At 64.3% G+C, this 18551-nt stretch carries 20 protein-coding genes; 10 read left to right on the top strand and 10 right to left on the bottom strand.

All coding sequences use genetic code 11. From position 1 onward, the window contains the following. Positions 1–6: 6 nt before the first annotated feature. Positions 7–336 (top strand): ArsR/SmtB family transcription factor, encoded by a 330-nt coding sequence (locus tag EEB11_RS02510; RefSeq protein ID WP_135428811.1) that lies wholly within the window; start codon positions 7–9, stop codon positions 334–336. Between the two features lie 6 nt (positions 337–342). On the opposite strand, the gene EEB11_RS02515 is transcribed toward EEB11_RS02510, so the two are convergent. Both EEB11_RS02515 and EEB11_RS02520 read right to left on the bottom strand, forming a co-directional pair. Then, a complete protein-coding gene (locus EEB11_RS02515) occupies positions 343–1080 on the bottom strand; it encodes an SDR family oxidoreductase (RefSeq protein ID WP_135428812.1) in 738 nt (245 codons plus the stop codon). Positions 1081–1145: 65 nt separating this feature from the next. Next, entirely contained in the window at positions 1146–1415 is a 270-nt protein-coding gene (locus EEB11_RS02520) for an usg protein (protein WP_135428813.1), read from the bottom strand. A gap of 190 nt (positions 1416–1605) precedes the next feature. On the opposite strand from EEB11_RS02520, the gene gyrA reads away from it, so the two are divergent. Genes gyrA through gluQRS form a run of 5 tightly spaced genes read left to right on the top strand, consistent with a single transcriptional unit; the run spans position 1606 to position 7232 of the window. After that, positions 1606–4314: a DNA gyrase subunit A gene (gyrA, locus tag EEB11_RS02525; protein ID WP_135428814.1), complete on the top strand. Its 2709-nt coding sequence runs from the start codon at positions 1606–1608 to the stop codon at positions 4312–4314. Beyond that, on the top strand, positions 4307–4606 hold the full coding sequence (locus EEB11_RS02530; protein WP_135428815.1) for a hypothetical protein: 300 nt from the start codon (positions 4307–4309) through the stop codon (positions 4604–4606). The genes gyrA and EEB11_RS02530 overlap by 8 nt, the downstream gene beginning before the upstream one ends. Positions 4607–4657: 51 nt before the next feature. Continuing rightward, positions 4658–5008, top strand: coding sequence for a DUF6614 family protein (locus tag EEB11_RS02535; RefSeq protein WP_135428816.1), 351 nt, complete (start codon positions 4658–4660; stop codon positions 5006–5008). 44 nt (positions 5009–5052) lie between these two features. Continuing rightward, a complete protein-coding gene (gene trmFO, locus EEB11_RS02540) occupies positions 5053–6384 on the top strand; it encodes a methylenetetrahydrofolate--tRNA-(uracil(54)-C(5))-methyltransferase (FADH(2)-oxidizing) TrmFO (protein ID WP_135428817.1) in 1332 nt (443 codons plus the stop codon). Further along, positions 6372–7232: a tRNA glutamyl-Q(34) synthetase GluQRS gene (gene gluQRS / locus EEB11_RS02545; RefSeq protein WP_135428818.1), complete on the top strand. Its 861-nt coding sequence runs from the start codon at positions 6372–6374 to the stop codon at positions 7230–7232. Before trmFO ends, gluQRS begins: the two co-directional genes overlap by 13 nt. A 61-nt stretch (positions 7233–7293) precedes the next feature. On the opposite strand, the gene EEB11_RS02550 is transcribed toward gluQRS, so the two are convergent. The 5 genes from EEB11_RS02550 to EEB11_RS02570 form a co-directional block, all read right to left on the bottom strand. Beyond that, a complete protein-coding gene (locus EEB11_RS02550) occupies positions 7294–7842 on the bottom strand; it encodes a sarcosine oxidase subunit gamma (protein WP_135428819.1) in 549 nt (182 codons plus the stop codon). Then, positions 7835–10840: a sarcosine oxidase subunit alpha family protein gene (locus EEB11_RS02555; protein ID WP_135428820.1), complete on the bottom strand. Its 3006-nt coding sequence runs from the start codon at positions 10838–10840 to the stop codon at positions 7835–7837. Before EEB11_RS02555 ends, EEB11_RS02550 begins: the two co-directional genes overlap by 8 nt. Beyond that, positions 10837–11160, bottom strand: a complete 324-nt coding sequence (locus tag EEB11_RS02560) for a sarcosine oxidase subunit delta (RefSeq protein ID WP_135428821.1) — start codon at positions 11158–11160, stop codon at positions 10837–10839. The genes EEB11_RS02555 and EEB11_RS02560 overlap by 4 nt, the downstream gene beginning before the upstream one ends. Positions 11161–11235: 75 nt before the next feature. Then, positions 11236–11652, bottom strand: coding sequence for a hypothetical protein (locus EEB11_RS19760; RefSeq protein ID WP_210134366.1), 417 nt, complete (start codon positions 11650–11652; stop codon positions 11236–11238). Between the two features lie 70 nt (positions 11653–11722). Beyond that, positions 11723–12970 (bottom strand): sarcosine oxidase subunit beta family protein, encoded by a 1248-nt coding sequence (locus EEB11_RS02570; RefSeq protein WP_135428822.1) that lies wholly within the window; start codon positions 12968–12970, stop codon positions 11723–11725. A 222-nt stretch (positions 12971–13192) separates the two neighbouring features. Here EEB11_RS02570 and ccmI point away from each other — a divergent pair, with 222 nt between their 5' ends. Genes ccmI through EEB11_RS02585 form a run of 3 tightly spaced genes read left to right on the top strand, consistent with a single transcriptional unit; the run spans position 13193 to position 15136 of the window. Beyond that, entirely contained in the window at positions 13193–14416 is a 1224-nt protein-coding gene (gene ccmI, locus EEB11_RS02575; protein ID WP_135428823.1) for a c-type cytochrome biogenesis protein CcmI, read from the top strand. Positions 14417–14426: 10 nt separating this feature from the next. Further along, the gene (ruvX, locus tag EEB11_RS02580) at positions 14427–14909 is read left to right on the top strand and encodes a Holliday junction resolvase RuvX (RefSeq protein WP_135428824.1); all 483 of its coding nucleotides are present in this window, start codon (positions 14427–14429) and stop codon (positions 14907–14909) included. Next, entirely contained in the window at positions 14906–15136 is a 231-nt protein-coding gene (locus tag EEB11_RS02585; RefSeq protein ID WP_135428825.1) for a DUF1289 domain-containing protein, read from the top strand. The genes ruvX and EEB11_RS02585 overlap by 4 nt, the downstream gene beginning before the upstream one ends. 52 nt (positions 15137–15188) lie before the next feature. Here the strand turns inward: EEB11_RS02585 and EEB11_RS02590 are convergent, their stop codons facing one another. Both EEB11_RS02590 and EEB11_RS02595 read right to left on the bottom strand, forming a co-directional pair. Then, positions 15189–15938 (bottom strand): hypothetical protein, encoded by a 750-nt coding sequence (locus EEB11_RS02590; protein ID WP_245298737.1) that lies wholly within the window; start codon positions 15936–15938, stop codon positions 15189–15191. Beyond that, entirely contained in the window at positions 15935–16753 is an 819-nt protein-coding gene (locus tag EEB11_RS02595) for a sulfite exporter TauE/SafE family protein (protein WP_135428826.1), read from the bottom strand. The genes EEB11_RS02590 and EEB11_RS02595 overlap by 4 nt, the downstream gene beginning before the upstream one ends. Positions 16754–16896: 143 nt before the next feature. Here EEB11_RS02595 and EEB11_RS02600 point away from each other — a divergent pair, with 143 nt between their 5' ends. After that, complete coding sequence (locus tag EEB11_RS02600; RefSeq protein WP_135428827.1) at positions 16897–17310, top strand: MFS transporter; 414 nt, start codon at positions 16897–16899, stop codon at positions 17308–17310. On the opposite strand, the gene dusA is transcribed toward EEB11_RS02600, so the two are convergent. Then, positions 17292–18236, bottom strand: a complete 945-nt coding sequence (dusA, locus tag EEB11_RS02605) for a tRNA dihydrouridine(20/20a) synthase DusA (protein WP_245298747.1) — start codon at positions 18234–18236, stop codon at positions 17292–17294. The genes EEB11_RS02600 and dusA overlap by 19 nt on opposite strands. Between the last annotated feature and the right edge of the window lie 315 nt (positions 18237–18551).

Consider the following 18551-nt stretch of genomic DNA (forward strand, 5'->3'; position numbering starts at 1 on the left):
GACAGCATGACAGATCACAGCCCGGCGATGCTGCCCCCCGATCAGATGGAGGCGCAGGCCGCACTGGCGGCCGCCTTTCTCAAGGCGCTCAGCCACGAAGGGCGGCTGATGATCCTGTGCCACCTGTCATCCGGCGAAAAGACGGTGACAGAGCTGGAACATCTGCTGGGCAGCCGGCAGGCCGCCGTCAGCCAGCAGCTGTCACGCCTGCGGCTTGACGGGCTTGTCAGCTGCCGGCGCGAGGGCAAGGCGATTTACTACGCCATCCATGACCCGAAGGTCAGCCGCACCATCGCGCTGATGTATGACCTGTTCTGCAAGCCCGCCGAAGCCTAAACCCGTTCAGCCGCGCCCCAGATAGGGCATGTCGCGCGCCATGATGGTCATGAAGGGCACATTCACATCAAGCGGCAGATTGGCCATGTGCAACACCGCCTCGGCCACATGCACCACCGGCATCAGCGGTTCCGGCCGCATTTCGCCGCTGGCCTGCGGCATGCCGCTGGAAAACCCCGCCGTCATCTCGCTCGCGGCATTGCCGATGTCGATCTGGCCGCAGGCAATGTCGAACCGCCGCCCGTCCACCGCCAGCGTCTTGGTCAGCCCGCTGACCGCGTGCTTTGACATGGTATAAGGTGCAGAACCCGGGCGCGGGCGGTCGGCGCTGATAGACCCGTTGTTGATGATCCGCCCACCCTGCGGGTCTTGCCGCCGCATCATCCCAAACGCTGCCCGGGCACACAGGAACATGCCGGTGATGTTCACGCCTGACAGCGCCAGCCAGTCGGCGACCGCAATTTCATCAATCGGCTTGCCGGGCAGCGACATGCCTGCATTGTTGAACAGCACATCAAGCCGCCCGAACTGCGCCTGAACTTGGGCAAAGGCGGCATCGACCTGCGCCTCATCCGTCACATCGGTGGGCAGCACCAGCGCCTCATGCGTGCCCGCCGTTTCGCGCAACGCATCCTCGCGCCGACCCACCAGCGCAACCTGCCAGCCTGCCGCAATAAATGCCCGTGCGGTTGCCCGCCCAATGCCGGACCCTGCCCCGGTGATCAGAATGCTGCGCTGTGCCATGTGGTCTCCTCCCTTAAGTTACGGGGGGACCTTAGCGAATGCGCCGCAAGGGGGCCAGAGCGCGCTTAATGCAGCCGGAACTCTCCGACCACATTGCGCCATTCATTCGGGCCGATCAGCCGTTTGTGACTGAACCGCACCGAATGCAGCGGGCCTTCGATCTGCGCCTGCCAGTATTCGATGAACTTGAACAGGCGCGGATAGTCGGGGGCCAGATCATAGTCTTGCCAGACGAATGTATTCAGCACATTGCGGTAATCGGGCATGCGGTAGACCATTTCCGCCGTGGTCAGCCCATAGCCTTTCAGCATCAATTCCGTCTCGGTTCTCTCCATATGACTCTCCAGTGTCATGGCCGTTACGGAATCATGCCAGCATCAGATTAAAAATCAATGATTTCAATTTGTTATCACTGCCCACCCCCGGCTGCCAAATCGTGCGCCGAGGCGGCATTGCACCCCATCCCTTGCATGGTGTAAGGTTGCGCCAACTAGATATAGCCCCCCGTAAGGAAGGCCCGGCCCCATGAGCGATACGCCAGAAGACACTGATAAAACAGACGAAAAGCCGGTTCACACCGGCCCGCAGATCGACATCGCCGCCGAGATGAAGACCGCCTATCTGGATTACGCGATGAGCGTGATCGTCAGCCGCGCGATTCCCGACCTGCGCGACGGGCTCAAACCCGTGCACCGCCGCATTCTGTTTGCCATGAGTGAATCGGGCAACAGCCACGACAAACCCTATCGCAAATCGGCCCGGCCCGTGGGCGACACCATGGGGAAATACCATCCCCATGGCGACTCTGCGATCTACGACGCTCTGGTGCGGATGGCACAGCCGTTTTCGATGTCTTTGAAATTGCTGGACGGTCAGGGCAACTTTGGTTCCATGGACGGCGATTCCGCTGCTGCAATGCGCTATACCGAAGTGCGGATGGACAAGCCTTCGGCGTTTCTTCTGGCGGATATCGACAAGGAAACCGTTGATTTCCAGGACAATTATGATGGCAAAGACCGTGAACCCACGGTCCTGCCCGCGCGCTTCCCCAACATGCTGGTCAATGGTGCGGGCGGCATCGCCGTCGGCATGGCCACCAACATCCCGCCGCACAACCTAGGCGAAGTGATCGACGGCACGCTGGCGCTGATCGAAAACCCCGACCTGTCGTCCGAGGCGCTGATGGAGATCATCCCTGCCCCCGATTTCCCCACCGGGGCCACCATCCTTGGCCGATCCGGCGCGCGCAAAGCGTATCTTGAGGGGCGTGGATCGGTCATCATCCGCTCGAAAACCCATATCGAAGAGGTCCGCAAGGACCGCTACGCCATCATCATTGATGAGGTGCCGTATCAGGTCAACAAGGCCGCGATGATCGAAAAGATCGCCGAACTGGTCCGCGAAAAGCGGATCGAAGGCATCTCGGCGGTGGCCGACGAATCCGACCGCATCGGCATCCGCGTGGTGATCGAGTTGAAGCGTGATGCGACACCCGACGTGGTGCTGAACCAGCTGTTCCGTTTCACGCCGATGCAGACCAGTTTCGGTTGCAACATGCTGGCGCTGAACGGCGGGCGTCCCGAACAGTTGACGTTGCGCGATTTCCTCACCCATTTCATCACCTTCCGAGAAGAAGTTGTGGCGCGCCGCACCGCGTTCGAGCTGCGCAAGGCGCGTGAGCGCAGCCATATCCTCTGTGGTCTGGCCGTTGCGGTGTCGAACGTCGATGAGGTGGTCCGCACCATCCGCGCCTCTGCCGATGCAGCGGAAGCCCGCGAAAAGCTGATGACCCGCCGCTGGCCCGCCGCCGATATCGCGCCGTATATCCTGCTGATCGACGATCCTTCCCACACGATGAACGACGACGGCACCTATAACCTGTCGGAAGTGCAGGCCCGCGCCATTCTGGAACTTCGCCTGCAACGCCTGACCGCGCTTGGCGTCAAGGAAGTGACGGACGAGCTGGAAGAACTGGCCGGCAAGATCAAGGAATACCTTGAGATTCTGGGCTCGCGAGAGCGGATCATGGCGATCATCTCGGACGAGCTGCGCGAGGTGAAACAGCTTTTCGCCGTGCCGCGTCGTACCGAAATCGTCGACTGGGCCGGCGACATGGAAGACGAAGACCTGATCGAGCGCGAGGATATGGTCGTGACCATCACCTCTGGCGGTTACATCAAGCGCACGCCGCTCGCAGAGTTCCGCCAGCAGAACCGCGGCGGCAAGGGCCTGAGCTCGATGGCGACCAAGGAAGACGATGTGGTGACGACGCTTTTCGTCGCCAATACGCACACTTGGCTGTTGTTCTTCACAACCGATGGCATGGTCTACAAGCTGAAGACCTGGCGCCTGCCGCTGGCTGGGCGTACCGCCAAGGGCAAGGCCATCGTGAACATCCTGCCGATCCAGCCCGGCGTGTCCATCGCCGCCCTGATGCCGGTCGATGTGCCCGAAGATGAATGGGAAACCCTCCAGATCGTCTTTGCCACATCCGATGGCGATGTGCGGCAGAACGACCTGTCCGATTTCACCAACGTCAAACGCAACGGCAAGATTGCCATGAACCTGCCCGAAGGCGTGTTCCTGGTGAACGCCGCAATCGCCGATGAGAATGACGATGTGATGCTGGTCACCGCCCTTGGCCGCGCCATCCGATTTTCCACCACCGACATCCGCGTGTTCAAATCGCGCGGATCGACCGGCGTGCGCGGCATCCGTCTGGCGACGGGCGACAAGGTCGTGTCGATGGCCATCATCCGCCACTTCGAGGCGACGCCGGGTGAACGTGAGGCTTACCTCAAGCAACGTCGCCTCATGGCGGGCGCGGTCGAGGATGACGCTGAAGCCGATGACGAGGAAGAAACCGTTGCGCCGGATCAGCTGAGCCAGGAACGCTATGCCGAAATGTCAGCATCCGAAGACCTGATCCTGACCATCACCGCAGGCGGGGCGGGCAAGCTGTCGTCCAGCCATGGCTATCCGGTGCGCGGGCGTGGCGGCATGGGCGTCATGGCGATGGACAAGGCAATGCGCGGCGGGCGGCTGGTCGCCTCCTTCCCGGTCGATCCGTCCGATCAGATCATGCTGGCCACCTCTACCGGCCAGTCGATCCGGGTGCCGGTCGATCAGATCAGCTTCCGTTCCCGCTCTGCCGGGGGCGTGCGGGTCTTCAATGTCGGCAAAGACGAAGTGGTGGTCTCGGTCGCCCGCGTCGCCGAACAGGCCGATGAATGATCTGGACCAGCGGCTGGCAACTCTCGCCGCTGCCGGTCAGACCATCACCTATGGCCAGCTTGCCCGCGATCTGGGCTGGCGGATGGGCCAGCTGACGGCGGCACTTGAGGCGCTGATGGAAAGCGACGCGCGCATGGGCAGCCCCCTGCGCGCGTCCGTGTGTGAAGCGCGGCTTGGCAACGGCCTGCCTGCGCGCGGTTTTTTCGACAAGGCGGCAGAACTGGGGTTTGATGTGTCAGACCCCGCCGCATTTGTCGCATCGCAGCGTCGCAACCTTTCTGACCCCGTTTAAGAGTTCCGAAACGGTCGGGGCGCTATCCTTTCCAAACGGATGGAGTCGCGGATGAACCTGTATCACTGTATGATCGAACTGCGGCAAGACAGCCGCGCATTGTCCTTTGCCAAGGCGGTCGATGGCTGGATGGGCTATTTGCAAGCGCGCGGGCTGATCAGCAGCTGGCGGTTGATGCGGCGCAAGTTCGGCCTCGCCTCGGGCGCGCATCCCGATTTCCTGCTGGAGGTGGAGGTGCCGGGCATGGCCGCGCTGGATGATGCCTTTGCCGCCCTTGCAGCCTGCGATGATGAGGCGACCCGCCGCTATGACCTGATGCATCAGATGATCGCGCATGTCGATGTCGGCCTTTACCGCCCCTACCCCGACGCCACCCAGCGGGAACGCATTGCGCTGGTGTGACGCGCCCGCTTGAAAGCAGGGGGCTGGCGGGATATCTCCCGCCCATGAACAACACACTCCACATCATCGGCGGCGGCATGGCCGGGTCAGAAGCGGCATGGCAGGCGGCGCAGCAGGGCGTGCACGTCGTGATCCATGAGATGCGGCCAAAGGTGGGCACCTTTGCCCATCGCACCGGGCATCTGGCTGAAATGGTCTGCTCAAATTCTTTCCGGTCCGATGACCATGAAAGCAATGCCGTTGGCCTCTTGCATTGGGAAATGCGCGCCGCAGGCGGGCTGATCATGGAACAGGCCGCCGCCCACCGCCTGCCCGCAGGCGGTGCGCTGGCGGTGGACCGTGACCCCTTTGCCGAAAGCGTCACCGCGCGCATTCAGGCGCATCCCCTGATTTCAGTGTCTTACGAGGAAATCACCACCCTGCCGACCGATGGCCACTGGATCATCGCCACCGGCCCGCTGACCTCTGGCGCATTGGCGGAAAGCATCCGTGCGGCAACCGGGGCCGAGGCTTTGGCGTTTTTCGATGCCATCGCCCCCATCGTCTATGCCGACTCTGTCGATATGTCGGTGGCCTGGATGCAGTCCCGTTACGACAAGGGCGAAACGGTTGAAGAACAAACCGCCTACATAAACTGCCCACTGACCCGCGCGCAGTATGAGGATTTCATCGACGCCCTGCTGGCGGCGGAAAAGTCTGAGTTTAAGGAAGGCGAGACCGCAGGCTATTTCGACGGTTGCCTGCCGATCGAGGTGATGGCCGAACGCGGCCGTGAAACCCTGCGCTTTGGCCCGATGAAGCCGGTGGGCCTGACCAACCCGCATGCACCCGATGTGAAAGCCTATGCCGTGGTGCAACTGCGCCGCGACAACAAGCTGGGCACGCTGTTCAATATGGTGGGCTTCCAGACAAAGATGAAATACGGCGCGCAAACGGATGTTTTCAAACGCATTCCTGGCCTGACAGGTGCCAGCTTTGCCCGACTGGGTGGCATCCACCGCAACACCTTCATCAACTCGCCCACCTTGCTGGACGATCAGATGCGCCTGAAATCGCACCCGCATATCCGCTTTGCCGGGCAGATCACCGGGGTGGAAGGCTATGTCGAAAGCGCCGCCATGGGGCTTCTGGCGGGCCGGATGGCCGCGGCAGAGATCATGGGGGCAACCCTGCCACCGCCCCCGCCGGAAACTGCGACCGGCGCGCTGATCACCCATATCACCGGCGGGGCCGAGGCGAAGACGTTCCAGCCGATGAACGTCAACTTCGGCCTCTTCCCCCCGATCGACGCCCGCGGCGGGCGCCGGGGCCGCAAGGACCGCTACAAGGCCTATACCGACCGCGCCAAAACGGCGTTCACGGCATGGCTGGGGTAACGCGCCCTGCGGGGGCGTTCGTCTCTCGCTTTGCGCCCTCACCCACCGGCCCCTTGCATCTGGGGCACGCCTACTCTGCGATCCTTGCACATGACATGGCCCGCGCCGCCGGTGGCCTCTTCCTGCTGCGGATGGAAGACACCGACACCGAGCGCAGCAAATACGCTTATGAGGCGCAGATTATGGAGGATCTGCAATGGCTTGGCCTCACATGGGATGGCCCGGTGCAGCGCCAGTCCGACCACCTCGCACGCTACACCGCGCGGCTGGCACCGCTGGCGGCGCGAGGCCTGCTTTACCCCTGCTCGTGCACCCGGTCAGACATCCGCGCCGCCCTGTCCGCCCCGCAAGAGGGCACGGTGCATCCGCACTACCCCGGCACCTGCCGGGGCCGCAGCATGGCCTCACGCCAGCCCGGCGATGCGCTGCGGCTTGACCTTGCCGCCGCCCTCGCCCAACTCCCGCCTGACCTTGGCTTCACCGAAACCGGCGCCGCCCATGCCGGCCCGCACATCATAAACCCCGACGACGCAATCAACCGCATCGGCGATGTGGTCCTGTCGCGCAAGGGTGAGGATATCGTCGCCTATTTCCTCGCCTCGGCGCTGGATGATGCCGATCATGGCGTGACCCATGTGATCCGGGGGGAGGATCTGTTCGACTTCACCCCGGTTCAGGTCATCCTGCAGCACTTGCTCGGCCTGCCGACGCCCACCTACCATCACCACCGCCTGATCCGCGATGATGACGGCAAGCGGCTTGCCAAACGAGACGATGCCCGCGCCCTGTCCAAGTACCGCGCCGAAGGGACCACGCCACAGGATATCCGCCGCATGGTCGGCCTTTAGTCATTTGCTGTTTGCAAATATCCTCCGGGGGTGTGGGGGTGGAAAACCCACACTGCACCGGTCACAATTCGGCCCCCGGCCGGGCCGATACGCTCAAAAGCCCCATCACATAGCTGGCGACCGACCGGAAACACACCAGCGTGAAGCCGCCATCCTCGGCCCAGAACGCCGCCGCGACCTGTGCTGTGCGGCTGCGGCGCAGTTCTCCCGGCTCCAGCCGGTCGAAATCCACCGGTGACAGTTTGCGCAGGACCTGGTCGGCCTTCGCGCCCTCCACCCGAAACACCGCACGCGCGTCGGACACATCAACCGCCAGATGGTGCTGGCCCTGCAGCGCAGCGGCAATCGCTGTCAAAGCCGCCGCCACACCGCCGTAGGGGAGGACCAACAAAGTCTCATCCGGGCTCATCCAGCCCACCGCACACTCCCCCTGCCGCACAATCCGGCGCACCTGGGGCATTGCGCAGCCGGTGGCGGCTTGCACTGCCGCCTCCAGCCCCGGCGTGCCGGCCTTGGCGCGCAAGGTGATCATCCCCAAGGGGCCGATCTCGCGCACCGCCACAAACCCATCATAGCTTGCGCCCGAAAGCGCGCTGACCGGATCAGACATTCGGCTTCTCCCCGTCCTTGTCATAGAACACCGGGTTCACCACCCGGGCCGGTGTCACACCGCCGTCCATCTTGGTAAATTCCACCACTTCCCCCATCCGCGCCGGGCCTTGGCGCAGCAGCCCCATGGCGATGCCACGCCCCAAAGTGGGGGAGTGGTAGGTCGAGGTGACGCGGCCCTGGACCTTGCGCTGGTTGTTGGCGTTCATGCCAGGTTCGGGAATATAGGCCCCGTCTTCGATCACCGATCCGTCCAGCGTCTCGAACCCCACCAGCTTCCAGCGGTCGGGGTTCGCCAGAAAGCTGCGTTCCTGCCCGCGTTTGCCCAGAAAGTCGGGTTTTTTCTTGCTGATCGCCCAATCCAAGCCCAGATCCTGCGGGATGATGGTGCCGTCGGTTTCATCGCCGATCATGATGAACCCTTTTTCGGCCCGCATCACATGCAGCGCCTCGGTGCCATAGGGCATCGCGCCAAACGCGGCCCCCGCCGCATGCAGCATAGACCAGAACGCCGCCCCATGGCTGGCAGGCACAGCGATTTCATAGGACAGCTCGCCCGAGAAACTGATGCGGTACACCCGGCAGGCAAAGCCGCCAAGCGTGCCATCGGCCCAGCCCATGAAGGGCAACGCCTCTTTCGACACATCCATGCCGCCAAGCGATTCCAAGAGCTTGCGGGCATTCGGCCCCACCACGGCAACCTGCGCATATTGCTCGGTCACGTTGGCGGTGAACACCTGCCAGTCCCACCACTCGCATTGCAGCCAATCTTCCATCCAGGCATGGATGCGGTCGGCCCCGCCGGATGTGGTGTGGCAAAGCCAGGTATCATCGTCGATCCGCGCCACCACGCCATCATCCGACAGGAAGCCCTGTTCGTTGCACATCAGCCCGTAGCGGCATTTGCCGATGGGAAGGCTGCTCATCACGCCTGTATACAGCATGTCAAGGAAACGCCCCGCATCCGGGCCTTTGACAATGATCTTGCCGAGCGTGGAAGCATCAAGCAAACCAAGGGCTTCGCGCGTGTTCTTCACCTCGCGATGCACCGCCTGTTCCGGCGTTTCGCCCGGGCGCTGGAAGCAGTAAGGCCTGCGCCAATGGCCGACGGGTTCAAAGTAAGCCCCGTTCTGCTGATGCCAATCGTGCATCGGCGTCTTGCGCAGCGGCTGGAAGATGTCGCCCCGCGCTTCGCCTGCCAAAGCGCCCAAGGGCACCGGGGTGTAGGGCGGGCGGAAGGTGGTGGTGCCGACCTGCGGGATCTTTGCATTCAAACTGTCAGCAAGCACCGCCAGGCCATTGATGTTGCTTAGCTTTCCCTGATCTGTCGCCATGCCCAGCGTGGTGTAGCGCTTGGTGTGCTCTACACTCTCGTACCCTTCACGCGCGGCAAGCTGCACGTCAGCCACTTTCACATCATTCTGGAAATCCAGCCACATTTTGGACCGCAGGGCAATGCCCGCGCCCTGCGGCATGATCCAGACCGGTTCCAGTGCGGATTCGTCCGGCACCACATGGGCCGGAGGATCATCGCCTTCAGACGCAATATCAAGCGCTTGCAGCGCGATCTTCACCTGAGCATCCGCATCGGCAACCGCTGCACGCAGGGCGCCATTGGCGGCACCCGCAGGCAGCACCATCGCCGAACCGTCATCGGTCAGCGGCGGGCGGGACGGGTCGGGGCGGAACATCGCCTCACCGTCGTCCCAGATCAGCTTGCCGCCGCAATGGCTCCAAAGATGCACCACCGGCGACCAGCCGCCCGACATCGCCACCGCATCGCAGGGCAGCGTCGTGCTGGCAGCACCTTCGCCCGCCTGATGGCAGATCTCGACCGCTTCCACCCGCTTGCCACCCTTGACGCGCGCTATCGCGCGTCCGGTTTCCACGCGGATGCCGAGCGCCCGCGCCCGTTCCGGCAGCGGCCCGTTGGCGATGCTGCGCGCGTCGATCACCGCTGCCACTTCCAGCCCCGCCTGATGCAGTGCAATCGCGGTGCGGTAGGCGTCGTCATTGTTGGTGACCACCACGGTGCGGTCGCCGGGCGACACTGCCCAGTTAACCACGTAATCGCGCACCGCCCCGGCCAGCATGACACCCGGAATGTCATTGCCAGCAAAGGACAAAGGCCGCTCGATGGCACCGGTGGCGGCAATGATCTTGCCCGCCCGCATCCGCCACAGCCGGTGCTTTGGCCGCCCGTCACCGGGGGTGTGGTCAGCGATTTTTTCATCCAGCAAAACATAGCCATGGTCATAAGACCCCGCCGCCATGCAGCGCAGGCGCAGGGTCACATTGTCCATCGCCGACAGGTCCAGCACCGCCGCCTCAACCCAATCGGCCGCCGGTTGCCCGTCGATCACATCGCCATCGACTGGCGCGCGACCGCCCCAATGGGCGGTCTGTTCCACCAGCCAGACCCGCGCGCCCGCCCGGCCGGCAACCAGCGCCGCCTGCAACCCGGCGACGCCGCCGCCCACGATCAGCAGATCGCAGAAGGCATAGGCCTGTTCATAGCGGTCGGCGTCACGGTCCTTCGGGGCCGACCCAAGGCCTGCAGAGTGCCGGATGATGGGTTCGAACACATGTTTCCACGCGGCGCGGGGGTGGATGAACGTCTTGTAGTAGAACCCCCCCGGCAGCAGACGCGCGGCATAATTGTTCACCACGCCGACGTCAAATTCCAGACTTGGCCAGTGGTTCTGGCTGCGCGCCTCCAACCCGTCAAACAGCTCGGTGGTGGTGGTGCGCTGGTTCGGCTCCAGCCGCGCGCCAGCGCCCAGATTGACCAGCGCATTGGGCTCTTCCGCGCCGCTGGCCACGATGCCGCGCGGGCGGTGGTATTTGAACGACCGCCCGACCAGCATCTGGTCATTGGCCAGAAGCGCCGAGGCCAGCGTATCGCCCGCACAGCCGCGCAGCCGTTTGCCGTTGAAGGTGAATTCGACCGGGGCAGAACGGTCGATCAACCGGCCGCCGGATTTCAGACGGGTGCTCATGAAAAGCCCTTCCACTCGGGGCGCTTGGCCTTGATTTTTTCGATGATCTCGGCGGGCGGCTCTGTCGATTGTGCCGGGTAGGTGCCGAACACTTCCAGCGTGGCGGTGCAGCGCGCGGCCAGGAACCACTTGCCGCAGCCGTAGGCATGCCGCCAGCGTTCGAAATGCACGCCTTTGGGGTTCTTGCGGGCGAACATATAGGCCTCGAATGCATCATCATCTGACCCCGGCCCGAACCGCTTCAGATGCGCCTCGCCACCGGGGGAAAGTTCGGTTTCTTCGGCGCGCACGCCGCAATAGGGGCAGTGAAGGATCAGCATGGCGCACCTGTAAACATGGAAAAGGCGGGCGCTATGAAGCGCCCGCCTTGCAGGGAAGTCGTAAGACGTCGGAAATCAGTTGCCGGATGCCGGCGGCACAGCGGTGCCGGCGTCAGGTGCCGGGGCAGTTGCATCAGGCGTTGTTGCCGGAGCGGTTGCGTCGGGTGTTGCAGCCGGAGCGGTTGCCGGAGCCGTTGCATCAGGCGTGATTGCTGCGGGCGCATCTGGTGCCGGGACAGTGGCTGGAGCCTCCACCGCGCCGTTGTTGACGGCGGCAGGTGTGGTGGTGGTGGCATCATCGCCGCCAGACAGCACGAGGGCGGCAATGCCGACCACAACGACCGCCGCGCCCAGCAGATAGGCGAACCAGTTGGTCGGCTTGGTCTCGCGGACCTGGGTCGAGGTGGTGTTGGTGTTGGTCGGATAGGCCCCCGGTGTGGTGTGGGGCGGAGCGCCGAGTGGTGTCGTTGGTGGAATTCGCGGTTCGGCCATGACTGGTCCTCCTTGCAATACGTGATTGCAAAGGAAACTCGGATGCCCGCGGTCTGGTTCCCGAAAAACATCAATGCGCCACCCCGGCCGCCACCGACTCGTCGATGAACCGCCCTTCGCGGAAGCGCCACATGTCGAACTCCGTCGCCAGCGGTCCCGGCTCGCCGCGCGCCATCAGGTCGGCCATCGCCCAGCCGGAACCGGGAATCGCCTTGAACCCGCCGGTGCCCCAACCACAGTTGATAAAGCAGTTGCCCAGCGGGGTCTTGCTGATGATGGGCGAACGGTCCCCGGTCATGTCCACGATGCCACCCCATTGCCGCAGCATCTTGAGCCTTGAGATCATGGGAAAAGTCTCAACCAGAGCGCGCAACGTCTCTTCGATGTGGTGGAAAGACCCGCGCTGGGTATAATTGTTGAACCCGTCGGTGCCGCCGCCGATCACCATCTCGCCCTTGTCGGACTGGCTCATGTAGCCATGCACGGTGTTGGCCATCACCACCACATCCATACAGGGCTTGATCGGTTCCGACACCAGCGCCTGCAGGGCCAGCGATTCCACCGGCAGGCGGAAACCCGCCATATCGGCGACCTGCCCTGAATGGCCCGCCACCACGATGCCCAGCTTTTTGGTGCCGATATATCCCTTGGTCGTCTCGACCCCCGTCACCTGCCCGTTTTCAGACCGGACCCCGGTAACCTCGCATTGCTGGATGATGTCCATTCCCATTTCGGAACAGGCGCGCGCATAGCCCCAGGCCACCGCATCATGCCGCGCTGTGCCCCCGCGCGCTTGGTACAGCGCGCCGAGGATGGGGTATCGCGGCCCGTCGATGTTGATGATCGGCACAAGCTGCTTCACCCGCTCCGGCCCGATCCATTCGGTCACCACGCCTTGCAGGTTGTTGGCATGCACCGTGCGCAGATAGCCCCGCACCTCGTGATGGGTCTGCGCCAGCATCAGCAGGCCACGCGGGCTGAACATGATGTTGTAGTTCAGCTCTTGCGACAACGTCTCATACAAGGAGCGCGCCTTTTCATAGATCGCCGCCGACGGGTCCTGCAGATAGTTCGAGCGGATGATCGTGGTGTTTCGCCCGGTGTTGCCGCCGCCCAGCCAGCCCTTTTCGATGATCGCCACATTGCGGATGCCGTGGTTCTTGCCAAGGTAATAGGCCGTGGCCAGCCCGTGCCCGCCCGCGCCGATAATCACCGCATCGTAAGACGCCTTCGGCACCGGCGATTTCCATGCGCGTTCCCACCCCTGATGGTGGGTCAGCGCCTCACGCGCGATGGCAAAGACCGAATAGCGTTTCATCTGACCATTCCTTCGGTAAGCGGCGGCGGGGTTACCCATGCTCTGTGTGAACCCATACCGCTTTGGCGCCACCACCCCAAGCGGCACAACAGGGAAAATTGCGACATCGCGCCCGATTGCTGTCGCAGGCGGATGTCGCAGATCACGCTGCGGCCAATTCGCGCCTTTTGTCCGGGGCAATCACCCCTTACATGAGGGGGCAGGCAAAAAGAGGGCGGTGTGATGGAGGCGTGGGGATTCTGGGCGGCGGCGGCCCTTCTGGTGATTGGCATTCTGGCAACGCTTCTGCGCGCCATGACCAGCGCCCGGACCGACGAGCGCGGCGCGCATGAGTTTGATCTGGCCGTCTACCGCGACCAGTTGACCGAGATCGAACGCGACATCGCGCGTGGCGTCATTCCTGCCGATGAAGGCGCGCGCCTGCGCACCGAAATCCAGCGCCGCCTGCTTGATGCCGACCGCAGCGCGGACAAGACCATCCCGGCCCCGCAAGCGCACGCAGGGTCCGCTGTGGCGGTGTTGATCGTTCTGGTCCTTGCGGCGGGCGTCTTTGGCTATTGGCGCCTGGGCGCGCCGGGCTATCCGGATCTGCCGCTGCAGGCCCGTCTGGCGATGGCCGAAGAAATTCGCGCCAACCGCCCCGCGCAGGCCGAGGCCGAAGCGCAGATCCCCCCCGCCCCACGCCCTGGTGTCGACCCGTCCTTTCTGGAGCTGATGACCAAATTGCGCCAGGCGGTGCAGGACCGCCCCGATGATCAGCGCGGGCTGGAACTGCTGGCCCGCAATGAGGCCGCGATGGGCAATCTGACAGCGGCCAAGGACGCACAGGCGGCGCTCATCACGCTCAAGGGCGCTGCCGCCACCGCCGAGGATCATGCGGCCCATGCCGAACTGATGATCATGGCTGCGGGTGGCTATGTTTCACCGCAAGCGGAACAGGCGCTGGTCCGGGCGCTGGAGGCAGACCCGCGCAATGGCACCGCGCGCTATTACACCGGCACCATGTTCGCACAGATCGGCCGCTTTGACCGCACCTTCATCCTGTGGCAGCGGTTGCTGGCCGAAAGCCCGCCCGGCGCACCATGGGTCGCGCCGATCCGCAGCCAGATCGAAGAGATCGCCGCCCGCGCCGGTGTCCGCTACACCTTGCCACCCGCGACAACCGCCCCCGGGCCCACAGGAGAAGACATCGCCGCCGCCGCCGAGCTGACCGCCCAAGAGCGTCAGGCAATGATCGAAGGCATGGTCGATCAGCTGGGCGCGCGCCTTGCGCAGGATGGCGGCCCGGCAGAGGATTGGGCCCGGCTGATCACCTCGCTGGCGCAGATCGGGCGCACCGATCAGGCGCGCGAGGTCTATGCCGAGGCGCAAACCCGCTTTGCCGGGCGCACGGTCGAACTGTCTGGCCTGCGTCAGGCTGCGGTCGAGGCCGGGGTGGGCGAATGAGCGTGTCAAAATGATTCTGGCCGACATCGCCGAATTCGTCGCCACCCTGCCCCGCACCGGCGGCATTGCGGGGCTTGATCTGGGCGACAAGACCATCGGCGTCGCCCTGTCCGACCTGCGCCGCTCGGTCGCCACCCCGGTCGAGGTGATCCGGCGCGAGAAATTCACCCTTGATGCCACCCGCCTGCTGGCGCTGCTGACCGCGCGCGGGGCGGCAGGCATCATCCTTGGCCTGCCGCTGAACATGGACGGATCGGAAGGCCCCCGCGTGCAATCCACCCGCGCCTTCGCCCGCAATCTGGAAAAGCTGACTGCCCTGCCGATAACCTTCTGGGATGAACGCCTGTCCACCGTTGCCGCCGAACGCGCGCTGCTGGAGGCGGATACGTCCCGCAAGGGTCGCAAAGAGGTGATCGACAAGGTCGCCGCCAGCTATATCCTGCAAGGGGCGCTGGACCGGATGACGTATATGGCAAGGCTGGAGGAACAGTGACGGACGAGATCTGGAAACGGGATGAAATCGCCTCGCCTTGCGTGAAGCTTTGCGTTGTCCACCCCGAGGCCCGTCTGTGCGTCGGCTGTCTGCGCAGCATTGACGAGATCACGATGTGGTCGCGCCTGTCACCGGACGCGCGCGACGCGATCATGGCAGAGCTGCCCGCCCGCGCGCCGCGCATCGCCACACGCCGGGGCGGCCGCGCCGCGCGGCTTCAGGGCTGACCCCATCGGGACGGGCACCGGCGCGGAACGCGCGGCTTGACACCCCCCTGCGCTACGGGGCCGCAATCCACTCTGCCACTGTGGCCAGCAGCGGACGGAAATAGGCGATGATCCGGTAGCCGTGTTCGCTGCCCTGCCATTGCGCTACGCCGTGAACGGTCATTCGGTGCAGCAGGGTCGCCTCGCCGGGGCGCGCGGGCAGCTCAACGCGCGGGCAGCTGTCAAACACCTGCGCCCGGGCGGCCTGATAGGCCTGCGTCACGTCGATATCGGCCCAGGTTTCGGGCGCATGCGGGCGCAGGGCTGCTTCCAGTGCCGCCGCCATGATCTTGTGGCTTCCCTCCCAGACCACCAGCGGTGACGCAAGGATGTCCGTCAGCGGCAGACCCAGAATCCAGCCATGCGGTTCACGGATCATCCGGCGGCGGTCGGGGCCGACGGGCAGCAGCCCATCGAGATGGGCGGCGTCGCGGGTCTGGCGAAAGGCAAAGGCGGCGGCAGACTCGTCCGGCGATGGCTGCGGATAACCGGGCCGGATCACCGACAGCTGGCCCCGGTGCAGCGCTACGGGGGCCAGCGGCAGGGCAGACCATGGGAAGCCCACGCCCGCCACCGCGCCATCCGGCCCGTTGGGCAAGGCATCAACGCCCACAAACCACGTGCCGCCACAGCGCCAGGGCTCGGCACTGGCGCCGATCGCGTGTTGCGCCACCGGCAAAGCCGCCTGCGCCCAGGCCGTGATGGCAGGGTGCGGGCCGGTTCTGCACCACCCCCGGTCCGTCAGGCGCGTGGGTCCGGTCAATAGCCCAGAACCTTGCGCAGCATGTTCAGCGCGACCAGCGTGATGAACACGGCAAACACCCGCTTGAGCGGCTTGGGGTCCATCGCATGCGCCAGTTTCACGCCCCAAGGTGTGGTGATCATCGTCATCGCGAAGATCAGCGCAAAAGCGGGCAGGTTAACCGCGCCCAGCGTATAAGGCGGCGCACCGCCCACCGGCAGAAACAGGAACACCAGCACCGACGGCACCGCAATGGTCATGCCAAAGCCCGAGGCGGTTGCCACGGCGCGGTGGATCGGGGTGTTGTAAAGGCTCATCAGCGGCACGCCGAAACTGCCTCCGCCAATGCCCATCAGAACCGACAGAAATCCGACCATGCCGCCAAGTCCTGCGCGCTTTGCGCCCTTCGGCATTTCGGACCCCAGCCGCCAGTCGGACCGGGAAAAGGCCATATACAGGCCCACGATGATACCCAGCACCCCGAAGATCGCCTGCAGGGTTACCGATTTCAGCGCCGTGGCGGTAAACACCCCGATCACCGCGCCCACGCCGATGGCCGGGGCCCAGGTGCGCAGGATCTGCCAGTCCACGGCACCTTTCTTGTGATGCGCCAGAACCGACCGCAGCGAGGTCACCACGATGGTGGCAAGCGAGGTGGCCAGACAGACCTGCATCAGCTGCGGCCCGCCATAGCCCAGATACCCAAAGGCATAAAAGAACGCCGGCACCAGCACGATGCCCCCCCCGACCCCCAGAAGACCGGCAATCACCCCGGCAAAAGCCCCGATCACGGCCAGAAGGGCGATCATCGGAATCAGAAGGCTGGCGTCGGGCATGGAAGGCTCCTTGAACTGTCGCGCGGTCACCGGGCCGCAGGGTGCTGATACTGCGCCGCGCGTGCCGGGGCCAGTGCATGGCTGCCCAATCTTGCCAGAAAGGTGTTTCAGAGCCGCACCTCTGACCCTGCGAGTCGCTCCCCATGCCTCCCACTTCGCTGCGACCCGCGCTTGTGGTGGGGCTTTTTGGCATGCTGGCGATTGCCGCCCTGCTGTCCTTGCGGATGATCTGCTTTGTGCTGAGCGAGACCTTGCCCGCCGCACAACGGCAACGCTTTGACATGGCCGATGGAATGCGCGGCGCAAAGCGCCTGCTTGGCGACCGGGCGTTCATGGCGCTGACCTTTCCTGGCGGCTTTGCCATGGCCAGTTTTTTCGTCTTCATCGCCTCGGGCCCGTTTGTCTATACACAAGCCTTCGGCCTGTCGCCGACCGGGTTTTCGTTGGCCTTTGCGGTCAATGCGATCGGCTTCTTTGCCGCATCGCAGCTGGCCGCAGGCTTTGGCCAGCGCTTTGGCGCGGGCCGGGTGGTGCGGGGTCAGGCCGCCGTTGCCTGAACCTGCGACAGGGCTGCATCCAGCAGGTCCAGCCCCGCGCCGTCGCGCGTGGCCCCGGTTGACAGCACGCGGCGCCAACCACGTGCGCCGGGCCGCCCGGTGAACAGGCCCAGCATGTGCCGGGTGATCTGGTGCAACCGCCCGCCCGCCGCCAGATGCGCGGCGATATAGGGCTTCATGTCCTGCACCACGCGGTGCGCGTCGGGGGCAAAATCGTCTCCCCACAGCGCATCGGCACCGATCAGCGTGGCGGCGGGGTCGTGATAGGCCGCCCGCCCGATCATCACCCCGTCCAGCCCCTGATCCAGCAGGTCTTTCGCCTGTGACAGGGTTGAAACCCCGCCATTGATACAAATGGTCAGATCCGGGAAATCACGCTTCATCCGCAGCACCAGCGGGTAATCCAGCGGCGGAATCTCGCGGTTTTCCTTGGGCGACAGGCCCTGCAGCCACGCCTTGCGGGCATGGATGATAAAATGCCGCACCCCGGCGCGGGACACGGTGTCGATGAAATCGGGCAGCACGTGGTCGGGGTTCTGGTCATCCACCCCGATCCGGCATTTCACCGTCACCGGCACCGCCGATTCCGCGATCATTGCCGCCATGCACTGGGCCACCAGCGCCGGGCGTTCCATCAGCACCGCGCCAAAGCACCCCGACTGCACCCGGTCTGACGGGCAGCCGACATTCAGGTTGATCTCGTCATACCCCCAGCCTTGCGCAATCCGCACCGCCTGCGCCAGTTCCCCGGGCACCGACCCGCCCAGCTGCAAGGCCACCGGATGCTCCACCGCGCTGTAGTCGAGCAGTTTCGGGCGCGGCCCGTGCAGGATCGCCGGGGCCGTCACCATTTCGGTATACAGCATGGCGCGGCGCGACATCATCCGGTGAAACACCCGGCAATGGCGATCGGTCCAGTCCATCATCGGTGCGACGGACAATCTGTGTGCGTGAGTTGCGTTCATGTCCCGATCTTTGCCATCCGTTGACCCGCGCGGCACCTGCGCCTGACGGTTGACCCGTGCCCTGCTGTCTCGGCGCTCAAATCCCGGGCGTCCCCCCCGGATACCGGGATAAATCCACACCTGACCCCAAGGTAAGCGGCCCGAGGGCAGTTGGTGGCGGAAGCGGTGTCCGCAACACTTGCATCCCAAGGCGTCTCTCTGTGTTAAAGTTATACAATGTTTTCAGTGTATTCTTGACGCATTAGTCTCTGAGAGTCTACCACTATCCTTAAGCAT

The organism is Pseudotabrizicola sediminis, from assembly GCF_004745575.1.
Classification (GTDB): Bacteria; Pseudomonadota; Alphaproteobacteria; order Rhodobacterales; family Rhodobacteraceae; genus Pseudotabrizicola; species Pseudotabrizicola sediminis.

Bases quoted from the DNA above. Each gene is read 5' to 3' on its own strand.
- EEB11_RS02510 (WP_135428811.1), top strand. From the start codon at position 7: ATGACAGATCACAGCCCGGCGATGCTGCCCCCCGATCAGATGGAGGCG.
- EEB11_RS02600 (WP_135428827.1), top strand. From the start codon at position 16,897: ATGCCTCCCACTTCGCTGCGACCCGCGCTTGTGGTGGGGCTTTTTGGC.
- EEB11_RS02555 (WP_135428820.1), bottom strand. From the start codon at position 10,840: ATGAGCACCCGTCTGAAATCCGGCGGCCGGTTGATCGACCGTTCTGCC.
- EEB11_RS02570 (WP_135428822.1), bottom strand. From the start codon at position 12,970: ATGAAACGCTATTCGGTCTTTGCCATCGCGCGTGAGGCGCTGACCCAC.
- ruvX (WP_135428824.1), top strand. From the start codon at position 14,427: ATGATTCTGGCCGACATCGCCGAATTCGTCGCCACCCTGCCCCGCACC.
- EEB11_RS02530 (WP_135428815.1), top strand. From the start codon at position 4,307: ATGAATGATCTGGACCAGCGGCTGGCAACTCTCGCCGCTGCCGGTCAG.
- EEB11_RS02515 (WP_135428812.1), bottom strand. From the start codon at position 1,080: ATGGCACAGCGCAGCATTCTGATCACCGGGGCAGGGTCCGGCATTGGG.
- EEB11_RS02535 (WP_135428816.1), top strand. From the start codon at position 4,658: ATGAACCTGTATCACTGTATGATCGAACTGCGGCAAGACAGCCGCGCA.
- trmFO (WP_135428817.1), top strand. From the start codon at position 5,053: ATGAACAACACACTCCACATCATCGGCGGCGGCATGGCCGGGTCAGAA.
- EEB11_RS02520 (WP_135428813.1), bottom strand. From the start codon at position 1,415: ATGGAGAGAACCGAGACGGAATTGATGCTGAAAGGCTATGGGCTGACC.
- EEB11_RS02560 (WP_135428821.1), bottom strand. From the start codon at position 11,160: ATGCTGATCCTTCACTGCCCCTATTGCGGCGTGCGCGCCGAAGAAACC.
- gyrA (WP_135428814.1), top strand. From the start codon at position 1,606: ATGAGCGATACGCCAGAAGACACTGATAAAACAGACGAAAAGCCGGTT.
- dusA (WP_245298747.1), bottom strand. From the start codon at position 18,236: ATGATGGACTGGACCGATCGCCATTGCCGGGTGTTTCACCGGATGATG.
- gluQRS (WP_135428818.1), top strand. From the start codon at position 6,372: ATGGCTGGGGTAACGCGCCCTGCGGGGGCGTTCGTCTCTCGCTTTGCG.
- ccmI (WP_135428823.1), top strand. From the start codon at position 13,193: ATGGAGGCGTGGGGATTCTGGGCGGCGGCGGCCCTTCTGGTGATTGGC.
- EEB11_RS02595 (WP_135428826.1), bottom strand. From the start codon at position 16,753: ATGCCCGACGCCAGCCTTCTGATTCCGATGATCGCCCTTCTGGCCGTG.
- EEB11_RS19760 (WP_210134366.1), bottom strand. From the start codon at position 11,652: ATGGCCGAACCGCGAATTCCACCAACGACACCACTCGGCGCTCCGCCC.
- EEB11_RS02550 (WP_135428819.1), bottom strand. From the start codon at position 7,842: ATGTCTGATCCGGTCAGCGCGCTTTCGGGCGCAAGCTATGATGGGTTT.